The sequence below is a fragment of the uncultured Candidatus Kuenenia sp. genome (assembly GCF_900696675.1).
Taxonomy (GTDB): domain Bacteria; phylum Planctomycetota; class Brocadiia; order Brocadiales; family Brocadiaceae; genus Kuenenia; species Kuenenia stuttgartiensis_A.
Genome location: NZ_CAADGZ010000071.1, coordinates 1 through 17,079, shown reverse-complemented (window position 1 = coordinate 17,079; position 17,079 = coordinate 1). Strand labels below are relative to the sequence as shown.

Here is a 17,079-nt window from a genome sequence, read left to right as displayed (position 1 = left end):
AGTACAATAGCGCTACCACAATTGCTAAAAAACGGATATCTGTTATCGCTTTTTGCCAATCTTGGTAGTGGAAAATACTGATTTTCGCATTGCGAAAATCGTTTGCAGGATTTAGGTAATATAATAACATTGTTTTGCCGCACGGTGTAGAGGCGAAGCATTTGCAATAACTGGCATATATGCGTTCATGCCCAAACATGCAAATGCATCACCCCTACGGTTTCATAAAACTAAATTGTTACCAAAAAAATGTCCTTAAATAAATTCCATATCTCCTGAATACTTTTTTCCGTTTCTTTGGCGGTCATTTTTTGCCTCCTTAACAAACTTATTGAAAAATTATGCCGGAAAACTAATGCGTTATAAAAATACTATTGTTAAACATGATTAAATATGTTAACAGATGAGACTTTCAGACAGCAATAACTTCATGCAATCATTTCATTCTTATCTATCTGAAACAAAATGGGTTCTATAAAAGATACGTGCGTAGCCATTATACCTACCATACACAATATTGCACCATCAAAATCCGTTGAATGTTACCTGCAACAAATGATGCTTGAAGGCTTTGTCATGCCAATGTGCATTGTCGATAATTCCGAAAGCCCTATCTATGAAAAGAACCGCATATACCTTGAAGAAGTAAAGAATCGTCTCAAAGGAAAGATTGCGCTGTATCATTTCGGAAAAGAGGAACAAAAGATGTTTTTTTGTGAACTGGCAAAAAGGGGTATCGACCGTAAATCCATTGAGATACTAAAAACTGCCTCGGGGTACGGGGCGTCAAGAAATAAATGCTTTCTCCTCGCAAAGTATTTGGGTGCGGAATCAATATTTTTCTTTGACGACGATACCCGCCCTGATGGCGCCATATTTAAGGCCCACTTTGAAATACTTGGCGGGGAAAAAGGTTCACGAAAAATATCAATCGTGAGCGGGCCGTACACGGGGGTACGAGGCATAAATTTTACCTTTATAGAAAACCGGGAAGACCAATTAAGATTTTTGGCGGCATTGGGTCACCACGGCGAAAGCTCTTTACGCTATCTGAAGCATAAGGATACAGCAACAGAAAATGCGATGGACGAAAACGTTGAACACCATCTTGAAATCGTAAAAAATATACGCGGAGGAAATTTTGTTATTGATAATATTTACGAGGATATCGTTTGCCCAATCATAAAACAAGCGCCAGGCATCGATGATACCTTTGTCGCCCAAAGGGTTATTGAAAAAGGCCGCCAGGTAGTGAAAAGCCGGAAATCCGTTATTCACGAACATTTTAAATATAAAAGCAACAAACACTCCATTCTTGCCTATTTAGAATCATGGGCGCGAACAATTTCATTTGAATCGCTCTACCATGGAATGAATTTTGAAAACACAAAACAACATATTTTACATTACGGAAACACCCTGCTTACCCTTGAAAATAAATACTGCAAATCTATTGGCAAAAAAATACAGGATGAAGAATATATAACCTCCCTTATTCATGAAATTTCCGGAAGCATTAACGATTATCAAAGACTCAAAAAGACATGGAAACACATTATCGATATGTGCAGCAGCAGTGCAGAACTTTTACCTATGGAAAAACTGAAAGTATAGTCAAACCAACTGGGGAAATACGAAATTCGAAGTACGAAATACGAAACAAATCCGAATAACAAAGCATAAAATTCAAAACAAACCCAAAACTTCCCTGTCTGCGTGCGATCACGCACAGGCAGGCAACAATATGAAGCGCGAAATGCGAGATACAAAAGATGCACTTGTTTAGAATTTCAAATCATTTTGTCATTAGAATTTGTTTCGGATTTCGTGTTTCGTGCTTCGGATTTCACAGTTACCGGATTTCGCCAGTAAATATTTTGCCAAAAAGCACGCACTGACGAATGGAAGTGTGCAAAGAAATTACTGATAAGGTACTAAACATGGACATAAAACAATACCGGTTAGTTACAAAGGGCGATTTTGACGGTTTGGGATGTGCGATTCTTTTTAAGTCGCTGGGGATAATAGAAGACATCCTCTTCACCCATCCAAAAGAAATCGAAAATGGAAATATTCGGATCACAAGCAATGATATCACGGCAGGATTACCCTATAGAGAGAAAGCCTATTTGGTATTTGACAATTATCCCGGCAGCATAGAAAACAGCGTTGGCAAAAAGAATAACTTCATTATCGACACCAATGCCCCATCAACTACAAGGGTGGTATATAATTATTTCGGAGGAGGGAAAAGTTTTTCTGACATCAGTGATGAGTTGTTATCCGCGGTAGATAAAGGATACACCGCCAACTTCACTACGTATGAAATTCTTTATCCTGCAGGCTGGAATCTTTTGAATTACATAATCGACCAGAGAACCGGCCTTGAAAAATTCGGAAAATTCCGGTCTTCGCATTACCAGTTATTGCTTACATTAGTTGACTACCGCAAAAATCACACCATATTGGAAATACTCGGTTTGTCTGAAATAGAGGAAAGGATTGATATCTATTTTTCCGTTGTCGATCAGTGCAAAGAACAGGTTTTACGATGTGCTTCTGTGTACCACAATTTAGTGGTAATTGACTTTCGGCATGAAGCCGTAATTTATCCCGGCAACAGGTTTATTGTATATGCGTTATATCCGGAATGCAACGTGTCGCTCCATATCCTGCCTGATACCGCTAGCAACAAAACCATCTTTGTGGCGGGGAACTCCATTATCGACAGGTCGTATAAGGCACATATCGGGAAAATAATGTCGTTACATGGCGGAGGTGGCCACGCAAACGCCGGAACATGCCAGGTTTCCAATGAGAATGCGGAAGAGGTGCTGGAGGCATTAACCCGAAAATTACAATACGGCGTCCTCAAAAATCTCATTATGGGCTATTTTTAATAACCGGAACCTGTATAAAAATACTGACTTCCCATTTATAACATATTCATTTATACTATTCGGGGAACTTGTTGTGAGTTTGCAACCTGAACCTCTAATTTAACCTGCGGGAAGAAATGGGTTTTTCTGTAAAAAAAGGAATTTATTGCCTTATAATTAAACTTTCTCAGGAACAGGAAATACCCATAGGCAAATTAGGCACGTTTCATTTTCCGGCGGGTTTTTACGTCTACGTTGGGAGCGCACAAAACAGCCTGCGCCTAAGAATTGAACGGCATTTGCGTCAAACAAAAAACAACCGCTGGCACATTGACTACCTGCTGGATTACGGACAAATCATAACAGTGTATTCTTACGCGAAGGATAAAAGTCTTGAATGTGTACTGGGGCATAAGATTGCCTCTTTACCAAAGGCAATTTTTCCCATAAAAGGTTTTGGTTCATCAGACTGTTCATGCATCACACACCTTTATTTTTTTCAGGATAATCCCTCTGGCGCATTATCCTCTTTCAAAGGCGAATTTGCCTTGCCGGAGCGCAGGCACTATAATGCAAATGGATAAGATGAGAGGCATAGCAAATGATCACTGAAACCCCTATGATACGCCAATATAATGAGATCAAAAAAGATCACAAAGATGCGCTGCTTTTCTTCCGTATGGGCGATTTTTATGAATTATTTTTTGAAGACGCCAAAATTGCCTCAAAGATATTAGGGATTACCCTTACTTCCCGTTCCAAGGGAGAAAATGCGGTTCCTATGGCAGGCATTCCTCATCACGCCTCAGAATCCTATACCCGAAAACTAATCAAAGCAGGCCATAAAGTGGCAATCTGCGAACAACTGCAAGACCCCGGCGAGGCGAAAGGAATTGTTGACCGCGGGGTTACCAGAATCATTACCCCGGGCACGGTTACAGAAGATGCGCTCCTTGATGGTAAAAACAATAATTATTTATTGGCACTGTGGAAGGATAAGGAAATTTTTGGCTTGTCATGGATAGACCTGTCAACCGGAAAATTTGAAATTGAAGATATTCGGGAAGAACGCCTTTTTGACGAATTAGCCCGGTTAAACCCCTCCGAAATAGTGCTGCCCGACGATATTACGGAAAGCAACGCCACCTTCACACAAAGGATAAGAACCGAATGCAATGCCATGATTACACCGCTGCCCGCCTGGGAATTCTCGGAAAGCACCGGCTATCAGGCATTATTGGAACACTTCGGCACACATTCCCTGGAAGGATTCGGATGCCAGGACGCAGGAGTTGCCCTGGGCGCCGCAGGCGCAATATTGCATTACCTGAAAGAGACACAAAAGACGTCGCTCAAACACATCGCCAAAATACAAAAGTACGAAACAAACAACCGGGTGATTATGGACAGGGCGACGCAACAAAGCCTGGAACTAACACAAACTATCCGAAACAAAAACCGCGAGGGATCGCTTCTTGGAGCGCTTGATCAGACAAAAACACCTATGGGCGCAAGATTGCTTAAGGATTGGGTCATAAGCCCGCTGAAAAATCACGATGAGATCAAATATCGCCAGCTTGGGGTAAGAGAATTCACCGAAAAACCGGAGTTGCGAAGAGAAATCATCGCCATCTTACACGATATTTATGATATTGAAAGGATTGCGGCAAAGGTAAGCTGCGGACGTGCAAACGCACGCGACCTCATATCGCTGCAGCAATCTCTCTCAAAATTGCCGGAACTCAAGGAAAAACTGGATTTTTTTATCACCGCTATTATTTCAGACAGAGAAAAGGAAATCGACCCCCTTGATGAATTAAGAACGCTGATAGACATGGCAATATCACTTGATTCGCCGCATTCTCTCAAAGAAGGCGGTATTATTAAAGAAGGGTATGATGCAGCGCTTGATGAACTACGCTACATATCCAAAAATGGAAAACAATGGATTGCACATTTTCAGGCGGAAGAAATTGCCAGGACAAATATTAATTCCCTTAAGGTAGGATACAACAAGGTTTTTGGGTATTATATTGAAATTACCAACACTCACCGGGAAAATATCCCCCCTGCCTATATCAGAAAACAAACCTTAAAGAATGCCGAGCGGTATATCACGCCGGAGTTAAAAGAGTATGAAACAAAAGTGCTCACCGCGGAAGAACGCGCAAAAGACCTGGAATATGATCTTTTTATTCAATTACGGGACAAGGCGGGCACTTTTACGAAACAGCTCCAGGGCATTTCAGAGGCAATTGCCCAAATTGACGTCCTGTCAACATTGGCTAAGATTGCAGTAGAAAACAGATATGCCATGCCTGAAATTACAGACAGTTTGGAACTCAATATAAACGACGGCTGCCATCCTGTGCTTACTATGGAACTTGATAGAGAAAGGTTTGTGCCTAACGATATAAATTTAGACGGCGTCCAGGATAAGACGATGGTCATAACTGGTCCCAACATGGCTGGAAAAAGCACCTATATCCGCCAAACGGCGCTTCTCGTAATTATGGCGCAAATGGGCAGTTTTATCCCGGCAAAAAATGCGACTATCGGCACTGTAGACCGTATTTTTGCGCGCGTCGGCGCATCCGACGAGCTATCAAAAGGGCAAAGCACCTTCATGGTGGAAATGAATGAAACCGCAAACATCCTGAATAATGCCACAGAACGTAGTCTGATTATCCTGGATGAAGTAGGAAGAGGAACAAGCACTTTTGACGGTATCAGCATTGCATGGGCAATTACAGAATATATTTACCAAAATATCGGGGCGCGAACGTTATTTGCCACACATTATCACGAATTAACGGAATTATCGCTGCTCTTCTCCGGCATTAAGAATTTCAATGTCGCGGTGAAGGAATGGGGAGAAGAAATAATCTTCCTGCGAAAAATTGTTGCTGGCGGAACAGATAAAAGCTACGGAATACATGTTGCGCGGCTTGCAGGAATACCGAAGCAGATTATTCAGCGTGCGCGCTCTATTCTGAACAACCTGGAAGCGGCGACATTAGACATAAACGGCAAACCGAAGTTTGCCCCTTTAAAAACAGACCATGTAAAAAAGCCCCGTCAACGAAAACTCTTTGCCTCAAAGGAAGATTTGGTAATCGATGAAATAAAAAAACTTTCTCTCGATGAAATAGCGCCGGCTGACGCCCTCAATAAACTTGCCGAATTAAAGAAAAGGCTTTATGAAGATGAGTAAACAGAAAATAAAAGACATCTCTTGCTTTTTCTCCTTTTTTTAGTACAAATATATGCAATAAAAAGCAACCGTTTTGGCTCTTCGAAAGAAATCCCCGGCGGGTTATAGAAAGATCATCTATGGAAATTCTCAATCCCCACGACAAATTCTTCAAAGAGACGTTTTCCATACGAGAAAATGCAATCGATTTTCTTAGCGGGACATTTCCGCCGGAAATTTTAAAAAAGCTGGATTTATCCACTTTAACACAGGATAATAGCTCATATATCGACGAGGAACTCAGAGAACATTTTTCAGACATTGTATATACCTGTTTCTGTAAAGAAAAAGAGATCAGGATAACCCTTTTATTTGAGCATAAGAGTTATGCCTTGGCATGTCCATATCTGCAGTTGATGAAATACCTTTTAAAGATATGGGAAGCAAACAGCAAGCAGGCACAAAGGCTCATACCGGTAATTCCGGTGATATTGTATCATGGTAAAGAGGCGTGGAAAGTCAGGAGGTTCAGAGAATATTTTGAAGGGATAGACGAGGTATTCTACAGGTTTATACCGGAGTTTGAATATCTGCTGACGGATATAAGTTGCTATAGTAATGAGGAAATAAAAGACAGGGTCTTCAGAAGGGTATCCCTTCAAATAACCATGTTATTAATGAGGAACATATTTGATGAGAAGTATTTGGAAGATAAGCTAAAGGGTTTCTTCGAAATAGGGATACAATATTTTGAAGAGGATGAAGGGTTAAAGTTTCTGGAAAGTGCAATCAGGTATTTGTACTATGCGTCGGATATAGCGGAAAAACGGGTAATAGATACCCTAAAGGAGATATCGGAAGAAGGAGGTAAATTAAGTATGACAATAGCAGCTAAATTAATAGAAAAAGGCAAAATAGCTGGTAGAGTGGAAGGTAGAGCGGAAGGTAGAGCGGAAGGTGCAATAGAGGGCGAGAGGAAAGGCAGGATAGAAGGCCTAAAAGAAGCGATAGAGATTGGTTTGGAGCTAAAGTATGGCGTTAAAGGTTTAAAGCTTCTGGAACGTATCAGGAAAATAGTAGTGATAGAGAAGCTGGAGGCAATAAAGGAAGCGGTGAAAATAGCGAAGAATATGGAAGAAATTGAAAAACTGCTCTAAAGGGGTTTTTTGAAATAGGGAGGCAGTATTTTGAAGAGGATGAAGGGTTAAAGTTTCTGGAAAGTGTAACAGACTGTTCCTACGTAGCTTATCGGTAATACGTTTTTCAAAAAACTAACGTGTTGCCCGAATTATTTGTTTAAAAAATTTCATACAAGGGAAAACTATGCAATATTCGCCACTCCTTCTTCTTCCAGTAGCAATTTCATTGTCGCTCTATTTATTGCTCTTTTTGTTTATTTTCGCCATTTTATTCATTTTTTTAACGTACGGCAGGCTTTATATAAATGCCATTTCTTCCGGAGCCGCTATCTCCTTTTCGAAAATAATTGGCATGGCCATGAAACGCATCGATGTTAAATCGATGGTAAAATATTGTATTATGGCAAAAAAAGCGGGGATAGATATCGCACCTTCGTCCCTGGAAGCACATTACCTTGCTGGAGGAAATGTTGATCAGGCAGTACACGCCATTATTGCAGCAAGCAAAGCAAATATAGAGCTTAGCTTCGATAATGCCTGTGCTATAGACCTTGCAGGAAGAAATATTTTCGACATAGTCAAGGCCGGTATTTATCCAAGGGAATTTGCCTGTCCGGATCCGGCAAAGGGTTCTTCAACGCTCGACGCAATAACAAAAGATGGTATTCAAATAAAAGTAAAGGTACGCATTACCCTGCGTACCAATATTGAAAAACTGGTGGGGAGCGCTGCGGAAGAAACCATCACTGCAAGGGTGGGGGAAAGCATCATTACCGCTATCGGGTCATCGGACTGTTATCGAAAAGTCCTTGAAAGACCGGATCTCATTTCACTATATGTAATGGAAAAGAAGCTGGACGCCGATACAGCCTTTACCATACTTTCAATTAACATTATCGATATCACTGTTGGTGAAAACATAGGGGCAAAATTGCAATCTGCGCAAACGGAAGTAGATAGAAAAGTAGCGCTTGTGGAAGCGGAAAAAAGGGAAAAGGCCGCCATTGCACGCCAGCAGGAAGCAAAAGCGCTTGCGGAAGAGAGCAGGGTAAAAATACTCACGGCAGAGGCCGAAGTGCCAAAAGCAATTGTGCAGGCATTTCGCGAAGGGAATATGGGCATAATGGATTATTGTCATATAAAAAATATTGAAGCCGATACTGAAATGAAATCAGCGCTTTCAAAACAAGGCACACCCTAAGCTGGCAAAGCCAGAACCAAACAAGCACGAAAACAGTCCTCAGCCTGCAATCTGCAATCTGCCGATTGTAGATTGCAGATTGCCTACTGCAGAAGGGACAATTAAATATTTTGCCAAAAATGTAAAGAAATTACTGTTAAAGTAACACGCATCCAAGAAACGTCATGCGGCATACGTGTTTGTCCTTGATAATGAAAAAAGTTTATGCTAAATTACTCCTCTTATGTAAATATTACTTATTTGAAATTCTTTCATTTTTCGATCTTAAAGTCTCACAAGGACAATGTTAACATTAATTAATTGCTTACACCATAAATGATATTTTCAATCACAGATGAATCAAATCTTTTTCCCCTTTAAAATTATAGGAAACTCCCTCCATAAATTCATCAGAGAATTGGGAAAAATGGGGTGTTTTTTTGCGAACGCCTTGTTTTATATGTTATTCCCCCCTTATCTGTTCAGGCGGATTATCAAACAAATCAATTTCATCGGGGTAAAGACGGTCCTTGTCATCGTCTTAACCGGCACATTTACCGGAATGGTGCTAGCCTTACAGATGTATTACGTATTAATAAAGTTTGGGGCAGAAGCAAGGCTTGGGCCTGCGGTAGCCATGTCATTGATCAAAGAGTTAGGGCCGGTTATTTGCGCATTAATGGTTACCGGACGAGCAGGCTCTGCAATAACAGCGGAAATTGGAATTATGAGGATATCAGAACAAGTAGATGCGCTTGACGCTATGGCTTTAAACCCATACAAATATCTTATCATACCCAATATTATAGCCGGAGTAATATCACTCCCACTCCTGAATGCGATCTTTGTAGTCCTTGGAGTTTTTGGTGGCTATGCGGTCGGCGTAGGGCTTATGGGCGTATCGAGCGGCACCTACTTTGGCGGCATCAACGATTTTGTCGCGGCAAGGGACGTTTTTGAAGGATTTTATAAATCGCTGAGTTTTGGCGTTTTAATAACATGGATATCCTGCTATAAAGGATTTTATACAGGATATGGGGCAGAGGGGGTAAGCAAAGCCACAACGCAGTCCGTGGTAATTTCCTCCGTTGTGATACTTATATGGGATTATTTTATGACATCTTTACTGGTTGCATAGCTTTAAACAAAAAATGATAGAGATCGTCGATTTACACAAAAGCTTTAATGAACACAAAATACTACGTGGAGTCAATTTAAAGATAGAAGACGATCAAATGTTGGCATTGATTGGTGGTAGCGGGACGGGAAAGTCGGTGCTGTTAAAGCACATAATCGGGCTTGCAAAACCTGATAAAGGCAAAGTATTGGTGGATAATCAGGATATTAGCAAATTGAGGAGAAAGGCATTAAAACGTCTGAAAGAGCGATTTGGCGTCGTTTTTCAGGGCGGAGCACTTTTCGACTCTCTTACCGTCTTTGAAAACGTAGCATTTCCCCTCAGAGAAAAGACGAGGATGAAGGCATTGGAGATAAGGGAAACGGTATTCAGGGAACTTGCCAATGTGGGACTTTCCGGTGCTGAAAATAAATACCCGGCAGAAATCAGCGGCGGGATGAAAAAACGTGTTGCCCTTGCGCGGTGCCTGGTAATGCAACCGGAAATAATTTTATTTGATGAACCTACGACAGGACTCGATCCTTTGATCGCAAAAGCAATTCACAATTTGATACGGTCATTACAAAAGAATTTACACTTCACGGCAATTATGGTGACACATGAAATTCCCGAAGTATTTTCTTTCGTTGACCGTGTTGCAATGTTATATAACGGAAAAATCATTGCGGAAGGCACTCCGCAGGAAATACAAGATTCAAAAAACCCTATCGTACACCAGTTTATTCACGGGGAACTGGAAGGCCCTATTTCTATAAAATAATTGTAATGGTTCGTCACAGAGGCACAAAGTGCGCAAAAGTTATTATTTTTAGAAGCTAAAGGTTGCGAATTCTGAAAAACTTTATGATTTTATTGCAGAAGATATCCCTTTTTTGAAATTTTCTATCGTTTTTTCCTTGCGTCCTTTGCGATGGACTGCTGAACTGTCACAAATAATTTATTTATGCCTCTTGTTAACAAAGGTGAAATTTATGAAAAAATTTGATGTCGAAATTGCCGTAGGTATATTTATCTTCTGTGGTATACTTTGCATGGGTTATATCTCGGTAAAGCTTGGCAAGATCAATTTTTTAAGCGATAATTATTATCAGGTGAATGCCATTTTTAGCACGGTAAAAGGACTCAAAAAAAATACTGCCGTGGAAATAGCCGGTGTTGAAGTAGGCAAGGTCGATAACATAGTGCTCGAAAATTACGAAGTAGTGGTATCTATGAAAATCAGAAAAGACATAAAACTACAGGAAGATGCCATTGCCTCTATCCGCACGAAAGGACTTTTAGGCGAAAAATACGTTGAAATTACACCGGGCGGTTCAGACCACATAATAGAACATGGCGGCACCTTGATAGAAACAGAGCCGCCCCTTGATTTAGAAAAGCTTATTGGAAATTTTGTTTTTGGAAAAGTTGGAGATTAATTACATGAAAAATCAAAGAATTGCATTAAATCTGCTTGTTTTCGCATTACTTCTGGCGCCCGTTTCTTCTTTATTGGCAGGCGAAACAGGCGCACTGGTCATGAAATATATCGAAAGTGGGATGGCAATATTAGAAGATGAAACCCTTAAAGGAGAAGATAAAAAAGAGGAACGTAAAGAAAAGTTATGGGCAGAGCTTACCAATATTTTTAATTTTACTGAAATGTCGCAAAGGGCACTCGGGCAATACTGGCAAAAAATCAGCCCCGAAGAAAAAGAAGAATTCATAGGATTGTTTACTAGTATTCTCAAAAATACCTACCTGGGAGAAACAGGCACTTATTCGGCAAAGAAAATTGTTCTGGTCGGGGAAAAGGAAAGAGGGAAATACGCCACAATACAAACAAATTTCATTCTAAATACCGGCAAAGAAGCCGCTGTGGATTTTCGTATGATGAGTAACGACGGTAAATGGAAGATATATGATGTGATTATTGAAGGGGTGAGCCTGGTAAATAATTACCGCAGCCAGTTTAGCAGCATCCTTGTGAAATCACCCTATGCAGAATTAATAAAACGGCTGAAGAAAAAAATCACCGAAGAGTAGACCCCCCTTGTGGCACTAACAGGCAGACTAAACAATTATTTTCCATCAACCTTAACTTCAGGAGCATACAAGTGAAATTCCCCGTTTTATTGTCGTTTATTTTTATACTCACTCTCCCGTTTTTCGCTATTTCTTTGAGGATGAAAACCACAATGGCATCTGAAGAATATGCTGCGAAAATTGCACCTAACGATGAATCAAAGACCGAAGGTGACTCTGTTAAAGAGAATACAGATATGCACAAACATGGGGAAGCAGTTGGAGTTGAAATGGAAGTTGTTTTTGCAAAAGAGGCAAACAACACTTCTGAGGAAATTTCATCCGTAGAAAATAATGACGCACCAAAAGAAATCACATTGGAAGCTTTGGATGTTGCTGAAACCGAAGTGCCCGAGGAAACAACAGAAGCAACTGACGCAGAAGAAGAGATTGAATATGAAGACGACTTCGGGGAAGACGAAGAATACCTTCAGATAAAAGATTCAATCGAACCATTTAACCGCGCTATGTTTGTCTTGAATGACAAATTCTATTATTATCTTTTTAAACCCGTATATAAAGGATACAGCTTTGTCGTACCTGAACCTGCAAGAAAGAGTGTGAGAAATTTTTACACTAATTTACAAATGCCGGGGCGCTTTTTCAATTGTCTGTTCCAGGGTAAGGGGAAAGGCGCAGGCACAGAATTGTTGCGTTTTACCATTAACAGCACACTGGGGCTTGCAGGTTTTTTTGATGTGGCAAAGGCCGGATTTGATTTAAAGGAATATGACGAAGACGTTGGGCAGACTCTTGCCAAAGCTAATATGGGAGAAGGCACATACATAGTACTGCCATTTTTCGGGCCATCCAATGTGCGGGATACCGTAGGACTTGCGGGAGATACCCTTCTTAACCCGATAACGTGGGTCACTTACTTCTTTCTTGCGCCCATAGAGGGATTCGGAATTAATGCGTATGATGTCACAAACACCGGTTCTCTGGAAGCGGAAGACGCGTATGAAAAAATAACAAAACCTGCCATCGACCCCTACATTGCACTCCAGGATGCTTATACAAAAAACCGAATCAAAAAGATCAAGGAATAACAGCGAAAAGGAGAAGAAAAATATGGCAAAATTGGAACGGGCGCTTATCAGCGTATCAGATAAAACAGGAATCGTAACGTTTGCAAAAGAATTACAATCGTTAGGCATAGAAATAATTTCCACCGGAGGTACCTGTAAATTACTGAAGGAAAACGGCATTGCCGTAATTGAAATCTCAGAATATACAGGGTTCCCGGAGATTATGGACGGCCGTGTGAAAACACTGCATCCGAAGGTGCATGGAGGACTCCTGGCATTAAGGAATAATGACTCCCACAAAAAACAAATGAAAGAACTGGGGATAAAACCCATCGATATGGTGGTGGTAAATCTGTATCCTTTTGAAAAAACAATTGCAAAAGAAGGCGTTTCCATGGAAGAAGCCATAGAAAATATTGATATCGGAGGGCCTTCCATGATACGCTCTGCCTCTAAAAATTACAGGGATGTCATCGTCATTGTCAACCCAAAGCGTTATGAATTTATTATCGGGGAACTACAGGCAGGGCATAACGATATTTCTGAAAAAATGCGCTTTGAACTGGCCGTTGAAGCATTCAGAACAACAGGACGCTATGACAGAGTCATTGCAAATTACTTCGACAGTCTTGGGGAAGAAAAAGGCGGGTATCCAACGGCGCTGTCCCTTGATTATATTAAACGTCAGTCATTGCGTTATGGTGAAAACCCGCATCAATCGGCAGCTTTTTATGCAGAAGAAAATATAAACGAACCGTGCGTCTCCAATGCGCAGCAATTGTGCGGAAAAGAGCTTTCATACAATAATATAATAGACCTTCACGCAGCATTGGAATTAGTAAGAGAATTTGAAAAACCGTCCGCCATCGTAATAAAACATACCAATCCCTGCGGCGCAGCTTCAGCAAATACACTGGCGGCAGCATTTACAAAGGCATATAACGGAGACCCTGTTTCCGCATTCGGATGTATCCTGGGATTAAACAAAAACGTAGATGCGGCAACCGCTGAGGCAATTACCGGACCGGGGCATTTTGTTGAAGCAATAATAGCTCCCGATTACGATCCGCAAGCCATTGAAATACTTACAACAAAAAGAAAATGGGGGAGCAGTTTAAGGCTTTTAAAGACAGGCCCCCTTTCGGCAAAGACGAGAGACGCAAGGATTCAGGAAATAAAAGGCGTTGGCGGAGGCATCCTTTTGCAAAGCAGGGACATCTCCCTCTATGAACCTGAAAATCTTAAAACAGTTTCGAAAAAGCAGCCTTCCGAACAAGAAATGGCTGATCTTCGTTTCGCGTTTACTATCTGCAAACATGTTAAATCAAACTGCATTGTTTTGGCAAAAGACGAAGCGGTTGTGGGAGTCGGTGCAGGGCAAATGAGCAGAATTGATTCTACGGAAATTTCCATAAAAAAGGCCGGCGAAAGAACGAAAGGCGCCGTGATGGCATCCGATGCCTTTTTCCCCTTCAGGGACTGCGTTGATGTTGCTGCAAAGGCAGGAATAACCGCCATCATTCAACCAGGAGGTTCTAACAGGGATGATGAATCAATTGCCGCATCTGATGAACACGGAATCTGCATGGTACTTACCGGACAACGGCATTTCAAACATTAAAAACCCATACAAAAGCCGGCAGTCCATAATCGACAGTCTGCCATCGGCAGTCAGCAAAATGATGAAATTAGAAGCACGAAATACGAAAGAAGCACTTGTTTAGAATTTCAAATCATTTTGTCATTCGAATTTGTTTCGTATCTCGTACTTCGAATTTCGTATTTTTTATCTCGTGCTTGTTTTATTCTGGCTATGCCAGCTTAAGTATAATAAGGTGAGTACATGAGGATAAAAATCTGTGGGATCACGAACATCAAAGACGCGGAGACTGCAGTGGAATACGGTGCAGATGCACTGGGATTTGTCTTTGCAATAAGCCCCCGTCAGGTGACAAAGGAACAAGCAAGGGATATTGTTGCAGCATTGCCTCCCTTCGTTTCCCCCGTAGGAGTGTTTGCCGATGAGCAAGCCGATAAGATCAAGGGGATTTGTGATTTCTGCGGCATACACACCGTGCAGCTTCACGGCAATGAATCCCCCCACTATTTAAACGATTTAAAGGGATACAAGATTATAAAGGCATTCCGGGTTAAGGATGAAGATGACTTAAAACAACTGGCTAATTACAAACCTCACGCCTTTTTACTGGATAGCTATATAAAAGGAGTTATGGGAGGCACCGGAAAAACGTTTAATTGGGAAATTGCTAAACAGGCATGTAAATACGGAACTATTATTTTATCGGGTGGGTTGACTTCCGATAATGTAAAGGAAGCAATTCGCATTGTCTCCCCCTATGCAGTGGACGTGTCTTCCGGGGTTGAATCCTCTCCGGGGACAAAAAACGCCTATCTCATAAAGGAATTTATAACAAATGCGAAGTGGCAGTAAACCATCCCTTTTATTTCCTGCCCAGCAGCCACATTATGATAGAAAGAACAATGCTGATAATAATACACGTAGTGAGAGGAAAATAAAAACTGAAATTCTTCTTTTGCACGGCAATATCTCCGGGAAGCCTTCCTAAAAACGGAATTTTGTTTACAAACAAAAACAAGGCGCCGGCAATAATCAGGATAATGCCTGTTATCATCAGAACCTTCCCAAACGAACCAAATTCGCCCATAATAAAAACCCCCTTCCCAATCCAAAAAAACATTATCAACGATTATATTATAAACCCCTGAGAATGCAACCGCCCGAAGCATCCCGCAAAAACACTCACTATTATAATTATTATTTGCAAACTATTTCTTGCCCGATTGCCGGATACTTTGTACAATGCGACGGAATAGTATACGAGAAGAGGAATTTTTGACGATTATGAAAGAAACCACCTGCGAAAAATGGATGCGCCTTGCCATAAACAAGGCAAAAGAAGGAATCCTTGACGGCCAAACGCCTTTTGGCGCATGCATAATTAAAAACAATCGGCTAATAAGCTGTGTCCATAACCATGTATGGAAGAATACAGACATTACCGCCCACGCTGAAATTATCGCAATCAGAGAAGCCTGCAAAATATTAAACACGGTAGACTTATCCGGCTGCACAATATATTCCACCTGCGAACCCTGTCCCATGTGTTTTTCTGCGTGCCACTGGGCAAGGATAGCAAAAATTGTGTACGGCGCCAGCATTAAAGATGCGTTAGCAATTGGATTTAATGAACTTTCAATTTCCAACGAAGCCATGAAAAAAAACGGCGGAAGCCCTGTTGAAATAAAAGGGAACGTTCTCCCGAAAGAAAATATTGCGCTTTTCGCCTTGTGGCTTAAACAACAGAATAGAAGAATTTATTAAACGCAACCATTCGGTTTTTTGAGCATAGTTTCAGGACAGGAGAAAACAGCATATGGATCGTTTTATGCGCACCGCAATAGAAGAAGCAAAGCAGGGATTGCTGGAAGGAGGCATACCCATCGGCTCCGTTTTGGTAAAGGACGGGGAAATTATTGGCAGGGGACACAATAAGCGCGTGCAGGAAAACAACCCTATAGCGCACGCGGAAATTGATTGCCTTGTCAATTCAGGAAGGGTAGGGAAATACAGTGGTACAACACTTTATTCCACCCTCATGCCCTGCTACCTTTGTGCCGGAGCAATTGTACAATTCCGCATAAAAAAAATCGTTGCAGGAGAATCGGAAACCTTTAGCGGCGCAAAAGAATTTATGGAACTGCATGGGGTAGAAATCATTGATTTAAACATTGAAGAGTGTAAACAGTTAATGAAAGATTTTATACAAAACAATCCTGAACTGTGGAATGAAGATATCGGAGAGCTTCAGTAGAAACAAATAATATAAAACTGCCGGAGAATCAAATTTCCACTAACACGCTAGATATGGGTGCATTCCCGATTTTTTGTAACCGTTCATGAGGTTAGGACGAAACAACCCTGACAGGGATTCAAACCCTGTCAGGGTTAATATTCTGCAATGTTTCACCGAAACCAGCGGAAGTCACAAAAAATCAGGAATGCCCTCTGAGGTATCTATGATATCTATTTGGAGCAAGATTAAGGCGATAGGCTGGTTAATGCTTGCACAATTTCACGTGCTATTTACTTTATTATGATACTTATGATAAGTTTAAGAACAAATGTTTAAGTTTTTTCAAAAATATTAACGAGTATACAGATGAATTGCTTACTCTTTGACTGAAAATTTTCAAATTATTGGCGAGCAAATTTCGAAAACCTGATTTGTCTGACTATATATAAATTTCTGCCCTTGACACCCCCTGATGAATTAATCAAAATATTATAACCTAAATCCTGCAAACAAGGCAAAGCCTTGTTGCAGGAATAGGATTGAAATGGTAGGATTTCCAAGGTATTCGGCGGTATATTGATAACAAAAAACACCTGAAAGGAGATTCACCATTTCGATGAAG

16 protein-coding genes are annotated in these 17,079 nt (G+C 41.0%); 15 read left to right on the top strand and 1 reads right to left on the bottom strand.

Annotation, left to right across the window (positions count from 1 at the left end; all coding sequences use genetic code 11):
- The first annotated feature begins 465 nt into the window (after nucleotides 1-465).
- The 13 genes from QZT26_RS11205 to QZT26_RS11145 all read left to right on the top strand — a co-directional run bounded on the left by QZT26_RS11205 (nucleotide 466) and on the right by QZT26_RS11145 (nucleotide 15,073).
- On the top strand, nucleotides 466-1,614 hold the full coding sequence (locus QZT26_RS11205) for a DUF6271 family protein (RefSeq protein WP_295102198.1): 1,149 nt from the start codon (nucleotides 466-468) through the stop codon (nucleotides 1,612-1,614).
- Between the two features lie 287 nt (nucleotides 1,615-1,901).
- Nucleotides 1,902-2,900 (top strand): hypothetical protein, encoded by a 999-nt coding sequence (locus tag QZT26_RS11200; protein ID WP_295102195.1) that lies wholly within the window; start codon nucleotides 1,902-1,904, stop codon nucleotides 2,898-2,900.
- 116 nt (nucleotides 2,901-3,016) lie between these two features.
- Nucleotides 3,017-3,463: a GIY-YIG nuclease family protein gene (locus tag QZT26_RS11195; protein WP_295102193.1), complete on the top strand. Its 447-nt coding sequence runs from the start codon at nucleotides 3,017-3,019 to the stop codon at nucleotides 3,461-3,463.
- Between the two features lie 17 nt (nucleotides 3,464-3,480).
- On the top strand, nucleotides 3,481-6,093 hold the full coding sequence (mutS, locus tag QZT26_RS11190) for a DNA mismatch repair protein MutS (RefSeq protein ID WP_295102190.1): 2,613 nt from the start codon (nucleotides 3,481-3,483) through the stop codon (nucleotides 6,091-6,093).
- Nucleotides 6,094-6,212: 119 nt separating this feature from the next.
- A complete protein-coding gene (locus tag QZT26_RS11185) occupies nucleotides 6,213-7,229 on the top strand; it encodes an Rpn family recombination-promoting nuclease/putative transposase (protein WP_295102186.1) in 1,017 nt (338 codons plus the stop codon).
- A 166-nt stretch (nucleotides 7,230-7,395) separates the two neighbouring features.
- The gene (gene floA / locus QZT26_RS11180; RefSeq protein ID WP_099324126.1) at nucleotides 7,396-8,412 is read left to right on the top strand and encodes a flotillin-like protein FloA; all 1,017 of its coding nucleotides are present in this window, start codon (nucleotides 7,396-7,398) and stop codon (nucleotides 8,410-8,412) included.
- A gap of 334 nt (nucleotides 8,413-8,746) precedes the next feature.
- The gene (locus QZT26_RS11175) at nucleotides 8,747-9,529 is read left to right on the top strand and encodes an MlaE family lipid ABC transporter permease subunit (RefSeq protein WP_099324127.1); all 783 of its coding nucleotides are present in this window, start codon (nucleotides 8,747-8,749) and stop codon (nucleotides 9,527-9,529) included.
- Nucleotides 9,530-9,542: 13 nt separating this feature from the next.
- Nucleotides 9,543-10,289 carry an ABC transporter ATP-binding protein gene (locus tag QZT26_RS11170; RefSeq protein ID WP_099324128.1) on the top strand — a complete coding sequence of 249 codons (747 nt, stop codon included), beginning with the start codon at nucleotides 9,543-9,545 and terminating at the stop codon, nucleotides 10,287-10,289.
- A gap of 211 nt (nucleotides 10,290-10,500) precedes the next feature.
- The gene (mlaD, locus tag QZT26_RS11165) at nucleotides 10,501-10,947 is read left to right on the top strand and encodes an outer membrane lipid asymmetry maintenance protein MlaD (protein WP_099326965.1); all 447 of its coding nucleotides are present in this window, start codon (nucleotides 10,501-10,503) and stop codon (nucleotides 10,945-10,947) included.
- A 4-nt stretch (nucleotides 10,948-10,951) separates the two neighbouring features.
- Complete coding sequence (locus tag QZT26_RS11160) at nucleotides 10,952-11,554, top strand: ABC transporter substrate-binding protein (RefSeq protein WP_295102181.1); 603 nt, start codon at nucleotides 10,952-10,954, stop codon at nucleotides 11,552-11,554.
- Between the two features lie 152 nt (nucleotides 11,555-11,706).
- Nucleotides 11,707-12,642 (top strand): VacJ family lipoprotein, encoded by a 936-nt coding sequence (locus QZT26_RS11155; protein WP_157820367.1) that lies wholly within the window; start codon nucleotides 11,707-11,709, stop codon nucleotides 12,640-12,642.
- 22 nt (nucleotides 12,643-12,664) lie between these two features.
- A complete protein-coding gene (purH, locus tag QZT26_RS11150) occupies nucleotides 12,665-14,242 on the top strand; it encodes a bifunctional phosphoribosylaminoimidazolecarboxamide formyltransferase/IMP cyclohydrolase (protein ID WP_164994754.1) in 1,578 nt (525 codons plus the stop codon).
- A gap of 222 nt (nucleotides 14,243-14,464) precedes the next feature.
- Nucleotides 14,465-15,073 carry a phosphoribosylanthranilate isomerase gene (locus tag QZT26_RS11145; RefSeq protein ID WP_164994753.1) on the top strand — a complete coding sequence of 203 codons (609 nt, stop codon included), beginning with the start codon at nucleotides 14,465-14,467 and terminating at the stop codon, nucleotides 15,071-15,073.
- Between the two features lie 10 nt (nucleotides 15,074-15,083).
- Here the strand turns inward: QZT26_RS11145 and QZT26_RS11140 are convergent, their stop codons facing one another.
- Nucleotides 15,084-15,308, bottom strand: a complete 225-nt coding sequence (locus QZT26_RS11140; protein WP_164994752.1) for a DUF2905 domain-containing protein — start codon at nucleotides 15,306-15,308, stop codon at nucleotides 15,084-15,086.
- Between the two features lie 197 nt (nucleotides 15,309-15,505).
- Here QZT26_RS11140 and QZT26_RS11135 point away from each other — a divergent pair, with 197 nt between their 5' ends.
- The gene (locus tag QZT26_RS11135; protein ID WP_230405792.1) at nucleotides 15,506-15,985 is read left to right on the top strand and encodes a nucleoside deaminase; all 480 of its coding nucleotides are present in this window, start codon (nucleotides 15,506-15,508) and stop codon (nucleotides 15,983-15,985) included.
- Between the two features lie 52 nt (nucleotides 15,986-16,037).
- Nucleotides 16,038-16,475: a nucleoside deaminase gene (locus tag QZT26_RS11130; RefSeq protein WP_295102174.1), complete on the top strand. Its 438-nt coding sequence runs from the start codon at nucleotides 16,038-16,040 to the stop codon at nucleotides 16,473-16,475.
- Nucleotides 16,476-17,079: the final 604 nt, after the last annotated feature.